This is a genomic window from Marivita sp. (genome assembly GCF_051859345.1).
Taxonomy (GTDB): Bacteria; Pseudomonadota; Alphaproteobacteria; order Rhodobacterales; family Rhodobacteraceae; genus Marivita.
The window spans coordinates 84,437-97,386 of sequence record NZ_JBHYFV010000007.1; the positions used below are offsets into that span (position 1 = coordinate 84,437).

The following is a 12,950-nucleotide window of genomic DNA, read 5'->3' on the forward strand; positions in this document are numbered from 1 at the left end:
GACATCGCATGACAAAGGACAGGGCGGGTCGGACAGATCAGCCCGCCCGGCGATGTGTTCAGGGCGTGATGTAGGTATACCCATGCATCTGCAGATGCGACAGCTCGGCCACGCCGCTGGGAACGATATCTTCTTCGAAAACGTCGAACAGATCGTTCTCATACGAAATATTGCGGCCCTGTAGGGTGTTGTTGCAGACGTGGATCGCCACGTTCTGACCCTTCAGTTCAAGAACCTGTCCTTGCAGCAATTGATTGCTCTTGGCAGAGGCGAGAAGGCCAAGGCCATTGCCATGCAGGACCAGCTTGATGTCCATGTTTTCGGCACCGACGGCGTTGATGTGGTTCTGCATGTTGCGCAAGGCACCGCGATAGGCGCGGTCCTCTTCGCCACCGTTGTAATTGATGTGATAGACGACTTTCTGTTTGCCGTAGCGCTCTTGTGCCTGCGCATCCGAAGTTGCGGCAAAGATGCCCAGAACAGCGATGGCGCATGCCAGCACCAGTGAGGTGAGATGTTTCATGTGGTCCTCCCGTTTCGTTGTCGGGGCGCGCGTGCGACCCTTGGACCAGCCTGCCACGGGATGGGCACAAGAACACCTCGGGTGAACCACGGGTTGGGTGGGAAACATACCGGGGAGAAGCCTAGGGTGGCCGGTTTCAGGTGGCCAGCGCCACAAGTTGAGTCGAGGAGCGGGCGTCGAATTTTCTGAGCAGGTTCGAGCGATGAAACTCGACCGTCTTGGGACTGATCTTGAGACGTTGGGCAATCTCCTTGGAGGAATACCCTTGGGTGATGTAGTCAAGGATTTGGCGTTCGCGCTTGGTCAGGCTGGGCTGGGCCTTGTCTGGCGCGGGTTCTGCCGGGTCCGACAGTAGCCCAAGGTCCGGATTGCGGCGGGCGTGGCGAAGTCCCAGCAGGGCGATGGCCCCAGCCATGACCGCAATCGCGGCGATCAGCGGCAGCATCGCACCCAGCCTTTGCCACAGCGTCGGCTGTTCGATCCGCAGGTCAAACGCCTGTTTCAGGTCAATCGCCGCGTGATAGGCGACAGGTGACGACCAATAGTTGCGCACCCGCGTGTCCTGCGCAATCGGGCTGTCCTTGGCCTGCAACAGGGCAATCGCCACCGCATCGCGCAGGTCGGGATTCACGTTGGCCAAAGCCGCGAACGGCCATTCGGGATAAAGCCGCGTGCTGATGAGGTCCGGATGCGCAAACGTGACATTGGTGTTGAGATAGACGAAATCTTGCTTGGTGTATTTTCCCTCGGCCAGAACACGTTCCATCAACCCGCTGCGAATGATGCCGATATCCGCCTGTCCGGTCGCCACGCGATCAATGATCCCGTCCATCGGGAAGCCCGCGAAGTCGAGCGACTTGGTATCGGTGAAAAGATTGATTTGGGCATTTTCGAATTCACGCCATGCCAGTTGAAACCCGCCAAAGGCCATCTTGTCGATGGCGACCACGGTCTTGTTGCGCGCATCGTCAAGCTCTGTGATCCCGGATCCGGCGCGGGCGATGATCAGGCTTCCGAATTCGGTTGAAAAGCTGCCATCGCTGCGTTGGACATTGCGGGTCGCCAGCACGCTCATCGCATGATCGCGGGCGAGATCGACAAAGTGACCGGGATTGGTGAGGACGAAGTCGACTTGCCCACCGGCGACCTGTGACGATGCAGAGGCAAGTGTCATCGGAACAAGGTCGAATTCATGAGTCGGGACCGATGCCTCGAGATATCGCTTGAGCCCATGCCAGCGAACCAGCGCGTCTTCGTAGCCCAGATAGGCAAGCACACCGATGCGTGCCTGCGATCCAGCGGTTTGCGCATCGCAGGGGGCCGGGCTGACCCCGGCAAGACACAATGAGATGATAATTGCTCTAAGCACCGTCTCCTCCTGCTGGAATTATAGGCGGAGCCCGATCAGGGGCGCAATCGCGCACTGCTCTGGAATTGGAATTCCAAATCGGTTCCGGCGCGGGAATCAGAAGCTTTTTTGAACTCGGTGCTGGAACAGATTCCTGAATTGCGTTAATCTAAATGAAAACAAAGGCAGACCCGAGCAGGTCCTGATCACGTTACTCTTTTAGTGTCCGCTTTGCGCGGGGTGTCTTTTGTCGTCTTGTAGGTGCATGAGCTTGGGCCGCTATATATCGACAACTTGGCGAAATTCCGCGATCTTCCGTGAGATTTGGGCCATATTTGGTGGTAAATCGGTGTTTTTTGCGTGACGTTCGCGGCTCTGGACGATAATACTTGTAGGAATAGGTGCAAAAAACGTCCCGAATGGGGCTGAGATAGCAGGCGGACAAACACATGACTTTGAACCTTTCGGTGCCCGGACAGGAAGAATTGAAACCCCGCATCACCGTGTTTGGTGTTGGTGGGGCAGGCGGCAATGCGGTAAACAACATGATCGACAAGGCCCTTGAGGGCGTCGATTTCGTGGTTGCCAACACGGACGCGCAAGCACTCCAGCAAAGCCGATCGACCAGCCGCATTCAGCTTGGGGTCAAGGTTACCGAAGGATTGGGTGCCGGTGCCCGCGCAACAGTCGGCGCGGCCGCAGCCGAGGAAAGCATCGAACAGATCGTCGATCACCTTGCCGGCGCGCACATGTGTTTCATCACCGCAGGCATGGGCGGCGGCACCGGGACAGGGGCCGCTCCGATCATTGCGCAGGCCGCGCGGGAATTGGGGGTTCTGACTGTTGGGGTCGTGACCAAGCCGTTCCAGTTCGAAGGCAACAAGCGGATGAAGCAGGCCGAGGACGGGGTCGATGCGCTGCAAAAGGTCGTCGATACGCTGATCATCATTCCGAACCAGAACCTGTTCCGTCTGGCCAACGAAAAGACCACCTTTACCGAAGCGTTCAGCATGGCGGACGATGTCCTGTATCAGGGTGTCAAAGGTGTGACCGACCTGATGGTGCGTCCTGGCCTGATCAACCTCGACTTTGCGGACGTTCGTGCCGTGATGGACGAGATGGGCAAGGCGATGATGGGCACCGGCGAGGCCGAAGGCGAAGATCGTGCCATCCAGGCGGCCGAGAAGGCCATAGCGAACCCGCTGCTGGACGAAATCAGCCTGCGCGGCGCGAAGGGTGTTCTCATCAACATCACCGGCGGTCACGATCTGACACTGTTCGAACTCGACGAAGCGGCGAACCGTATCCGCGAAGAAGTCGATGCAGATGCAAACATCATCGTCGGCTCTACGCTGGATGACGGCATGGAAGGCATGATGCGCGTGAGTGTCGTTGCCACCGGCATTGATGCCGTCGATGTTCACACCGATATTCCGGTTCCGCGCCGGTCGCTTGCGACACCTCTGACACAGCGGACCCATGTGGAAGAAGAACAGCGCGAAAGATCCGAGCCGCAGCCCCAGCCTGTTGCAGCCCGCGTGTCCGAAGAACCTTCGCTGTTCGGGTCCATCGAGACCGAGCGCGAGGCCGCCAAAGAGCAGATGGAAACCATCTTTGAGCAAGAACCCGCCCAGCCTGAAATGGACGAAGACGGTCTGCCAATGCCCGCATACCGCCCGCAGGTTGCCGAGTTCAGCCCGCGTGAGGACAGCATCGAAGCCGATCCCGAGCAGTTTGTCGCCCCGCGTGCGCCGGCACCCGGAACACCAAGCGCCGAGGCATTGGCCCGCTTGCAGGCCGCAGCATCACGCGCCCGCCCGGCCCCCGGAGCAGCATCGCCAGCCGCGCGTTTCGAAGACGAACCATCGGATAGCGAACGCCCGCGTTTCGGGATCAATTCGCTGATCAATCGGATGACTGGCCATGGTCAGCAGACCGAAACTCCGGTGCGTCGGACGCAGCAGCCACCCATGCAGTCTGGTGCAGCCGCACCGGCCCCCGCGCCCACGCAAGAGGTGGATGAAGATCAGGAACGGATCGAAATTCCGGCCTTCCTGCGGCGCCAAGCCAACTAAAACCGCGAACAATCGCCTGTAAAGCGCCCCCGTTTCCGGGGGCGTTTTCGTTTGAAAACAGGGGCTTCTTTCGTTTGGCGAGAATCCGCCGATCCGTATCAGAGCCGTGTTTCAGGCCGTTACAAACTTTGATTTGAGGCCGGGTCGGTCAAAGCGTATCACGACCCTCGAAACGACGCATCGGGGGTGCGTGCGTAACGGATCGAGGATCTCTTGCAGACAACCGTCCAATCAACCGTCCGCTTTTCGGGCATTGGTTTGCACACCGGACTTCCGGTGCGGATGTCCGTGTGCCCTGCACCTGCGGATCATGGCATCGTCTTTGAACGGTCGGACATCCGGTTGGGGAACGCGCGCATCCCGGCGCGGTTCGACTATGCCGAACAGTCTCCTTTGTGTACGATGATCGTCAATCAGGCGGGCGTGTCTGTATCGACCATCGAACATGTGATGGCCGCCCTGGTGGGCTGTGGCGTACACAACGCTCTGGTGCGGATTGATGGCCCCGAAGTGCCCGTTCTGGACGGCAGCGCGGCACCCTTCGTGCGCGATATCCTGTCTGCCGGAGTGAAGCGGTTTGCGGCACCGGTTCGTGTGATCGAAGTCCTGAGCACGGTCGAAGTCCATACAGCACAGGGCTGGGCGCGGCTTGGGCCGGGTGCGGGGTTGACGATGGATTTCCATATCGACTTCGCCGACAAGGCCATCGGCAAGCAAAGCAAGTCGCTGGATCTGGCCAATGGCACATTTGTCCGCGAGCTGTGTGACAGTCGGACATTCTGCCGCGCATCGGATGTCGAAGCAATGCGTGCGGTCGGCAAAGCGCTTGGTGGAACGATGGAAAACGCGGTGGTTGTCGATGGCGACACGGTGCTGACTCCGGGCGGTTTGCGCCACAAGGACGAGGCCGTTCGCCACAAGATGCTGGACGCCCTGGGCGATCTTGCGCTGGCTGGTGCCCCATTGCTGGGTCACTACGAAGGCCACAAGGCGGGTCACACGCTGACCAACATGCTGCTGCGGGAACTTTTTGCGACGCCGGACGGGTTCCGCATTCGCGATTGCGACCTGTCGCTTGCGGCACGCCTTCCCGGTGCGGGTGTCGAGGCACATGAGATTCCCGCTGTTGCGTGAGACGCAAAATCTGCACTACATGACCTCTCAAACTATTGCAGTCCAAAGGCGTTTTGCCTTGGGATTTATTGTGCTAGGACCAAAGGCAGACAAGTGGCACATATAGCCACGGCGGTGAATCGAAGGTGACGGGCATGGCAGCGGGCAGATACGCAAGAGCTGTGATCGGGGCGGGGCTCTTGGTTGTGACGCTGACGGCGTGCGGCAATGGCGAACGTCCGGGCTTTGGCCCCGGTGGCGTGCCGATCGAAAATTTTACGGCAGAACAAATCTACGAGCGTGGCGAATTCGAACTGGATCGCAGCGACCCGGAAGACGCGGCGTTCTATTTCTCGGAAGTCGAACGTCTGTATCCGTATTCGGAATGGGCCAAGCGGGCTGTGATCATGCAGGCCTACGCCTATCACCAGAACAAGGATTACGAGAACAGCCGGGGTTCCGCGCAGCGGTATATCGATTTTTACCCGACGGACGAAGATGCAGCTTATGCGCAGTATCTTCTCGCCCTCAGCTATTATGACCAGATCGAAGAAGTGGGCCGTGACCAGGGTCTGACCTTCCAGGCGCTTCAGGCGTTGCGTACGGTGATCGAACGCTACCCGGACAGCGAATATGCGCGGTCCGCGGTGCTCAAGTTCGATCTGGCCTTCGACCATCTTGCGGCCAAGGAAATGGAGATCGGGCGCTACTACCTCAAACGTGATCACTATGCGGCAGCGATCAACCGGTTCCGGTCGGTGGTTGAGGATTTCCAGACGACGACGCACACCGCCGAAGCGTTGCATCGCTTGGTCGAGGCGTATCTGTCGCTGGGTCTGACCGACGAGGCGCAGACCGCTGGTGCGATTCTTGGCTACAACTATCAGTCGACCGATTGGTACGAGGACAGTTTCAAACTGCTGACGGGCCGGGGGCTTGAGTTGAAGGCGACAGGGGACAATTGGCTGCGGCAGGTGTATCGCCAGATGGTCAAGGGTCAGTGGCTTTGATCGGGGGGCGGTGCGTCTGACCACGCACCCGGTTGCACAGAATGCTGCGTGCGCTTGAAATACGGGACATGTTGATCATCGACCGGCTGGAGCTCGAGTTCCAGCCGGGTCTCAACGTACTGACCGGCGAAACCGGCGCGGGGAAGTCGATCCTGCTGGATTCCCTGGGCTTTGTCCTTGGCTGGCGCGGGCGTGCCGAACTGGTGCGTAGCGGGGCCGATCAGGGCGAGGTCACCGCGGTGTTCGATCTGCCAAAGGGCCATCCGGCACATGATGTCCTGGCCGAAGCCGGGTTTGAAGACGCGGATGAATTGATCCTGCGACGTGTGAACACCGCTGATGGGCGCAAGACCGGGTGGGTCAATGATCGGCGGGTGACGGGCGAAATGCTGCGTGCCTTGTCTGACAGCTTGGTCGAATTGCACGGGCAACATGATGATCGCGGCTTGTTGAACCCCAAGGGGCACCGGGCGCTGCTGGATCAGTTTGCCGGGCATGATCGCCTGCTGGCCGACGTGCGGATTGCCTGGACGACCCTGTCAAAGGCCCGCAAGGGACTGGCCGAAGCGGAAAAAGCCTATGCGGCAGCACAGGCCGAGGAAGACTTCCTGCGCCACGCGGTCGATGAGTTGGACAAGTTGTCACCCGAGCCGGGCGAGGACGGCGAACTGGATGCCAAGAGGCGCATGATGCAAGGGGCGGAACGCATTCGCGATGATATCGTGCGTGCCGCTCAGGTCATGGGACCGGACGGGGCCGAAGGCGCGATGGCTGACGCCCTGCGCTGGCTCGAAGGGGTAAGCGATGCTGCCGAAGGGCAGTTGGACGATCCATTGGCCGCCATTGCGCGCGCGATGGCCGAACTGGACGAGGCCGCACGCGGTGTGTCCGACACGCTTGAGGCGCTGGTGTTCGATCCACACGACCTGGAAGCAACCGAAGAGCGCCTGTTCGCATTGCGCGCTTTGGCACGAAAGCACGGCGTGTCTCCGGATGACCTGCCGGGACTGGCGGATAATCTGCGCGACCGTCTGACGGCGCTGGATCAGGGCGCGGATCGGATGGGGCACCTGCAATCCGAGCTGCGCGCGGCGGAAGCGGCGTATCAGTCAGTAGCAACCGCGCTGCGGGACAGCCGTGTTGCGGCGGCGCGGCGTCTGGACAAGGCGGTCTGTGCCGAACTGGCCCCGCTCAAGATGGAACGCGCGGTGTTTGTCACCGATGTCTCCGAAGCATCCGCAGGACCAGAGGGCAGCGATGCGGTTGCCTTTACCGTGGCGACCAATCCGGGGGCACCGGCCGGGCCCATCGGCAAGATCGCGTCGGGTGGGGAACTCAGCCGCTTTCTGTTGGCCCTCAAGGTCTGCCTGTCGGAACAGCGCGACGCTGGGTTGACCATGATCTTTGACGAGATCGACCGGGGCGTCGGTGGCGCAACGGCCGATGCTGTCGGGCGACGGTTGGCGGCATTGGCCGAGGGCGGGCAGGTTCTTGTGGTCACCCATTCGCCACAGGTTGCCGCGTTGGGTGCTCATCACTGGCGTGTCGAAAAGCATGTTGTTGACGAACAGACCACTTCGACCGTCATTTCGCTGGATGCGCCGGCCCGCGAGGGTGAGATTGCACGCATGTTGTCGGGCGACACCATCACGGCAGAAGCCCGTGCAGCCGCGCGGGCGTTGCTTGCGGGTGTGTCCTGACATCGACCGTCACAGAGTTTGATCGCGTCAGGGGTGGACACTTCAGGCGCATTGGATAAGCCTTGAAAAACAGAAGATTTTTGGCGTGGTATCGCTTTCCCCGAAAGGACCGCTTGGCATGGCGCCGGCTTTGCGTGGTCAGTTACAGGCAACGAAGAGACAGTTCGCGCGCGGCTGGGATTTGTTGCGCCACAAGGGACCGTCGCAGTTCCAGTTCTGGCTGATCGCGTTGTTGATCGGGATTGCCGCAGGTCTTGCGGCCACCCTGTTCCGATTGGCGATCACCTTCTTGCAGACAAGTGTCTACGGCACGCCAAGCGTGACGACGATCCACAGTTATGCCGAAGGGTTGCCGTGGTGGATGCTTCTGGCCATCCCGACACTTGGCGGGTTGGTTGTCGGTGTGATCGTGCATTACTTCATGCCGGATGGGCGGGTGCGGTCAGTGGCCGATGTCATCGAAGGCGCAGCATTGAACGATGGACGGGTCGAAAAGAAGGCCGGTATCGCCTCTGCCATCTGTTCGTGGATCACGCTTTCCACCGGCGGCAGTTCCGGTCGGGAAGGGCCGGTGGTGCATATCGCCGCAATGATTTCGTCCTGGGTGTCGAACACGATCCGCGCGGACGGAATCACGGGGCGGGATCTGCTGGGCTGTGCCGTGGCGGCAGCCGTGTCGGCCAGTTTCAACGCGCCGATTGCCGGGGCGCTGTTTGCGCTTGAGGTCATTCTCAGACATTTCGCCGTACATGCCTTTGCCCCCATCGTGGTGGCCAGTGCGGCGGGAACGGTGATCAACAGGTTGGTGTTCGGAGACGTGACCGAATTCACGCTTCCCGGCACAACCACGGTCGAGTTCTACCTGGAATTGCCCGCGTTCTTTATCCTTGGCCTGATTTGCGGTCTGGTCGCGGTTGCGATGATGCGCGCGGTGTTTCTTGCCGATGATGTCGGCTCGCGCTTTCAGCGCAATATGGGTTTGCCGCATCTTTTGCGCCCGGCCGTTGCAGGTGTGATGCTGGGTGCGTTGGCGATTTGGTTTCCTCATATCATCGGGGTCGGCTACGAGACCACGTCGCGCGCGCTGACCGGCGCGTTGCTGTGGCACGAGGCGGTGGTCTTTGCGATGCTCAAGGTGGTCGCGGTGGCGATCACAATGGGCGGCCGCATGGGCGGCGGAGTCTTTTCGCCGTCCCTGATGCTTGGCGCCTTGACCGGGCTCGCCTTTGGCCTGATCGCCACGGGCCTGTTCCCCGATCAGTCCGGCACAGCAACACTTTATGCGCTGGCGGGTATGGGGGCTGTGGCGGCAGCGGTTCTGGGTGCGCCGATCTCGACCACGCTGATCGTGTTCGAATTGACGGGTGACTGGCAGACCGGGCTGGCGGTGATGGTGTCGGTGTCGATGTCCACCGCCGTGTCCGCGCGTTTGGTCGACCGGTCCTTCTTCCTGACCCAACTGGAGCGGCGCAACGTGCATCTGGCAGCTGGGCCGCAAGCCTATCTGTTGGCGATGTTCCGGGTGCAGGGTGTGATGCGCAAACCCACAGAGTCCAATGCAGCGGACGAAGAGGCCTGTCTGACCATGATCGAACAAGGGCTTTATGTTCAGGCGCAGGCGACGCTGGAAACCGCTCTGCCGCTGTTTGACAAATCGGGCGTGGCGTTTCTGCCGGTGGTGAGACTTGAGGGAGAGGACAATGCGCCGGTCCTGCAAGGCGCATTGTTCCATGTGGATGCTCTCAAGGCCTACAACCGTGCCCTGGCGGCGACGGCCGAGGAAGAGCACAGCTAGATCAGGTGATCAGACTTGTTCGACGGTCACGCCATCCTGAACCCAGAAGGCAAGGTGATCCTTGATCTCCGCGACCTCTGGCTTTGGACTCACATAGCTCCAGACCGCGTTCTTGTAGGTCATGCTTTTTGAAACGATGTCCAAATAGCTGGCTGTTCCCTTGTGTGGGCAGGTCGTTTGGTAATCCGAGTGGTCCAGAAAGGCCATCGCCACATCGGATCGCGGGAAGTAAATCACAAAGGGCATGTCGCCCTCGGTCAATTCCAGTGCATCGCTGCTTTCCGCAATCACGGCACCACCTGCGCGCACGACCCAGGTGCCGTTGGCGGGTCTGATTGTAATGTGTTTTTGCATGATCCATCCCTTTTGTCTGCGATGTATGGGGGTTAGCGGGGGAATGTAAATGTTTATGGTCAGATTGGTGTGCAGGCCTTGGCCAGCCAGAGCGCCACATCGCCTTCGACCAACGGGCCGATCCGGGACAGGACATCGCCGTGATAGGTGTTCAGCCAGTCCCGTTCAGCGCTGGTCAAAAGGCTCTCATCAATCAGTCGGGTATCAATGGGAACATAGGTCAGAGTCTCGAATGTGAACATCTCCGGCACGGTCTGGCCGGGCAGGGCGTCGGCCCTTTCGACAATGATCAGGTTCTCGATGCGGATGCCAAAGGCACCTTCCTTGTAGAAGCCCGGTTCATTCGACAGGATCATCCCCGGCATGAACGGCACGGTTCCCGTGCGGGCCAACCGCTGTGGCCCTTCATGTACGCTCAGATAGGATCCGACGCCGTGCCCTGTGCCATGACCATAGTCCAGCCCGTGGTCCCATAACGCGACCCGCGCCAGCGCATCCATGTCGCGCCCGGCCAGTCCCTTGGGCCAGCGCAGCCGCGAAATCGCGATCATCCCCTTGAGCACCAGAGTGAACGCGCGCCGCTCTTCTGCGCCAGCCTCACCAATAGCGATCGTGCGGGTGATGTCCGTGGTGCCATCGACATATTGTCCGCCGCTGTCGACCAAAAGCAGGCCTTGCGCCACTTTCCGGTTGGTCTTTTCCGTAACCCGGTAATGCACGATGGCCCCGTTTGGGCCTGCGCCCGAGATGGTGTCAAAGCTGATATCACGCAGCGCATTGGTGGCCGCGCGTTCGCTTTCAAGCTGCCTGACCACATCGATCTCGGTCAGGCTTGCAACGGGCTGGCTGTCCAGCCAACACAGGAAGCGTGCCATCGCCGCGCCATCGCGCAGGTGCGCGGCGCGGGCACCCTCCAGTTCTGCCTCGGTCTTGCACGCCTTGGGAAGGGCGCAAGGGTCTTGTGCTTCGATGATGTCTGTCTGGTGACCAGCCAGCGTATCAGCCACGATCACCGGGCAAGAGGCGGGATCAATCCGAACCGGTCCCGCAATCGACGCCAGCGTCGGCAGGAACGCATCCACCGGGGCGACGCGCATCTTGGGTCCAAGGTGATCGCCAAGGTTGGCCAGCTTGGCCGCATCACAAAAAAACGTCACTTCGCCAGAGGCGTGCAATATTGCAAATCCATGCACAAAGGGCGTGCGCGGCACGTCATCACCGCGAATGTTCAAAAGCCAGCAAATGCTGTCGGGCAGGGTCAGGACGGCGCAAGTCGCAGCGCCAAGCGTTTGCGCAAGACCGGTGATCTTGGACTCATGCGGCTCGCCGGTCAGATCGACGGGTTGTTCAAAGGCCGACGTCGCAGGTGGCGGCGGCTGGTCTTCCCAGATACGGTCCACAAGATTGTCGGTGCGGCGCAGGGTGACACGGCCTGCGCTTTCTTCAAGCTCTCGGATCTGGGACACGGTGTGCAACCACGGATCAAAGCCGACGACACCAGGTCCGTTCAAGGTGTCGCAAATCCACTCACCCAGGGATGTTTCGGGCCAGTCGACAGGCGTGAACACATCCGCCACCTGCGCACGCACCTGAACGCGGTAGCGGCTGTCGATGAACACACCCGCCATGTCGGCAAGCGCCACGCAGAACCCCGCTGAACCGGTAAACCCGGTCAGCCACGCCAGCCGACTGTCCCTGTCGGCAACGTATTCGCCCTGATGTGCGTCCGCGCGGGGAATGATGAACCCGTCCAGCCCATCGCGCGCCATCTCTGCGCGCAGCGCGGCCAGCCGGGGCGGGCCTTGTTCGGGCGAAGAGGTCTCTGAAAAGCTCTGGAACATGGCGCGGTCTTCCTTCGGTTTTTCCCATGCGAACCCGGAAACGGGCAAAGAGGCAACCCCTCGCACAGCCGGGGAGGGGACGCGTATCCGGCTTCTTCTTTTTCCAAATATGCACAAGAAGCGGCCCAAAGGGCCGCGTCTGTCGGACCGGCATCGCCGGTCCGATCCAAATGGATCAACTCGCGCGCCTGATCCCCTTGATCCCCATGAACCGCGCCCGCGCGCGCGGGTCACTGTCAAAGAGTGAGGCCAGTTGTTCCGTCATCGCACCTGCAAGCTGTTCGACATCGGTGATCGTCACCGCACGTTCGTAGTAGCGCGTTACGTCATGGCCGATGCCGATGGCCAGCAATTCGACCTGGCGTCGCCGCTCGACCATGGCGATCACGTCGCGCAGGTGCTTTTCCAGATAATTCGCCGGGTTCACCGACAGGGTGCTGTCATCCACCGGCGCGCCATCCGAAATCACCATCAGGATCTTGCGCGCCTCGGAACGGTGCAGCATTCGCCGGTGTGCCCATTCAAGCGCTTCGCCGTCGATATTTTCCTTCAACAGGCCTTCCTTCATCATCAGCCCGAGGTTGGACCGCGTCCGCCGCCAGGGCGCATCGGCACTCTTGTAGACGATGTGACGCAGGTCGTTCAGACGGCCGGGTTGTTGTTCACGGCCTTCGTTCAGCCACTTCTCGCGCGCCTGTCCGCCCTTCCATGCGCGGGTGGTGAAACCAAGTATCTCCACCTTGACCGAGCAGCGTTCCAGTGTCCTTGCCAGAACGTCGGCACAGATCGCCGCGATGGATATGGGCCGTCCGCGCATCGACCCGGAATTGTCCAGAAGCAACGTCACCACCGTGTCGCGGAACTCGGTGTCTTTCTCGACCTTGAAGGACAGCGGAGTCGTCGGGTTCGCCACCACGCGGGCAAGGCGACCGGCATCCAGAATGCCTTCCTCCAGATCGAATTCCCACGACCGGTTCTGCTGCGCTTGCAAACGGCGCTGCAACTTGTTCGCCAGGCGGCTCACCGCGCCTTTGAGCGGTTCAAGCTGCTGGTCAAGATAGGCGCGCAGGCGTTCCAACTCGACCGGTTCAGCCAGATCCTCGGCGAGGATTTCCTCGTCATGGGTGGTGTCGAACACCTTGTAATCCGGATCCGCTTCCGAGATCGGCGCAGGGGGAGGCGGTTCAAGCG

General features: G+C 60.6%; 9 protein-coding genes and 1 pseudogene. 5 read left to right on the top strand and 5 right to left on the bottom strand.

Features of this window, described 5'->3' with window-relative positions:
* Positions 1-58: 58 nt before the first annotated feature.
* Together ACTIEN_RS07035 and ACTIEN_RS07040 are read right to left on the bottom strand one after the other, a co-directional pair.
* Positions 59-523, bottom strand: a complete 465-nt coding sequence (locus ACTIEN_RS07035; RefSeq protein WP_439522412.1) for a DsrE family protein — start codon at positions 521-523, stop codon at positions 59-61.
* A 136-nt stretch (positions 524-659) separates the two neighbouring features.
* Complete coding sequence (locus tag ACTIEN_RS07040; protein WP_439522413.1) at positions 660-1,892, bottom strand: PhnD/SsuA/transferrin family substrate-binding protein; 1,233 nt, start codon at positions 1,890-1,892, stop codon at positions 660-662.
* Positions 1,893-2,320: 428 nt separating this feature from the next.
* On the opposite strand from ACTIEN_RS07040, the gene ftsZ reads away from it, so the two are divergent.
* The 5 genes from ftsZ (at position 2,321) to ACTIEN_RS07065 (ending at position 9,564) form a co-directional block, all read left to right on the top strand.
* The gene (gene ftsZ, locus ACTIEN_RS07045; protein WP_439522414.1) at positions 2,321-3,946 is read left to right on the top strand and encodes a cell division protein FtsZ; all 1,626 of its coding nucleotides are present in this window, start codon (positions 2,321-2,323) and stop codon (positions 3,944-3,946) included.
* A 213-nt stretch (positions 3,947-4,159) separates the two neighbouring features.
* A complete protein-coding gene (lpxC, locus tag ACTIEN_RS07050) occupies positions 4,160-5,080 on the top strand; it encodes a UDP-3-O-acyl-N-acetylglucosamine deacetylase (protein ID WP_439522415.1) in 921 nt (306 codons plus the stop codon).
* Between the two features lie 134 nt (positions 5,081-5,214).
* Entirely contained in the window at positions 5,215-6,069 is an 855-nt protein-coding gene (locus tag ACTIEN_RS07055; protein WP_439522416.1) for an outer membrane protein assembly factor BamD, read from the top strand.
* 41 nt (positions 6,070-6,110) lie between these two features.
* Positions 6,111-7,769, top strand: coding sequence for a DNA repair protein RecN (gene recN, locus ACTIEN_RS07060; protein WP_439522417.1), 1,659 nt, complete (start codon positions 6,111-6,113; stop codon positions 7,767-7,769).
* A 118-nt stretch (positions 7,770-7,887) separates the two neighbouring features.
* Positions 7,888-9,564 carry a chloride channel protein gene (locus tag ACTIEN_RS07065; protein WP_439522418.1) on the top strand — a complete coding sequence of 559 codons (1,677 nt, stop codon included), beginning with the start codon at positions 7,888-7,890 and terminating at the stop codon, positions 9,562-9,564.
* Between the two features lie 9 nt (positions 9,565-9,573).
* Here ACTIEN_RS07065 and ACTIEN_RS07070 read toward each other — a convergent pair whose 3' ends face one another.
* The 3 genes and pseudogenes from ACTIEN_RS07070 to ACTIEN_RS07080 all read right to left on the bottom strand — a co-directional run.
* Positions 9,574-9,918: a DUF427 domain-containing protein gene (locus ACTIEN_RS07070; RefSeq protein WP_439522419.1), complete on the bottom strand. Its 345-nt coding sequence runs from the start codon at positions 9,916-9,918 to the stop codon at positions 9,574-9,576.
* A gap of 59 nt (positions 9,919-9,977) precedes the next feature.
* On the bottom strand, positions 9,978-11,759 hold the full coding sequence (locus tag ACTIEN_RS07075) for an aminopeptidase P family protein (RefSeq protein WP_439522420.1): 1,782 nt from the start codon (positions 11,757-11,759) through the stop codon (positions 9,978-9,980).
* Positions 11,760-11,955: 196 nt separating this feature from the next.
* Positions 11,956-12,950, bottom strand: a pseudogene (locus tag ACTIEN_RS07080) (cobaltochelatase CobT-related protein); the annotation flags it as partial.

Coding starts and splice junctions, on each gene's coding strand:
- ftsZ (WP_439522414.1), top strand. CDS start 2,321: ATGACTTTGAACCTTTCGGTGCCCGGACAGGAAGAATTGAAACCCCGC.
- ACTIEN_RS07065 (WP_439522418.1), top strand. CDS start 7,888: ATGGCGCCGGCTTTGCGTGGTCAGTTACAGGCAACGAAGAGACAGTTC.
- ACTIEN_RS07035 (WP_439522412.1), bottom strand. CDS start 523: ATGAAACATCTCACCTCACTGGTGCTGGCATGCGCCATCGCTGTTCTG.
- ACTIEN_RS07055 (WP_439522416.1), top strand. CDS start 5,215: ATGGCAGCGGGCAGATACGCAAGAGCTGTGATCGGGGCGGGGCTCTTG.
- ACTIEN_RS07070 (WP_439522419.1), bottom strand. CDS start 9,918: ATGCAAAAACACATTACAATCAGACCCGCCAACGGCACCTGGGTCGTG.
- recN (WP_439522417.1), top strand. CDS start 6,111: ATGCTGCGTGCGCTTGAAATACGGGACATGTTGATCATCGACCGGCTG.
- ACTIEN_RS07075 (WP_439522420.1), bottom strand. CDS start 11,759: ATGTTCCAGAGCTTTTCAGAGACCTCTTCGCCCGAACAAGGCCCGCCC.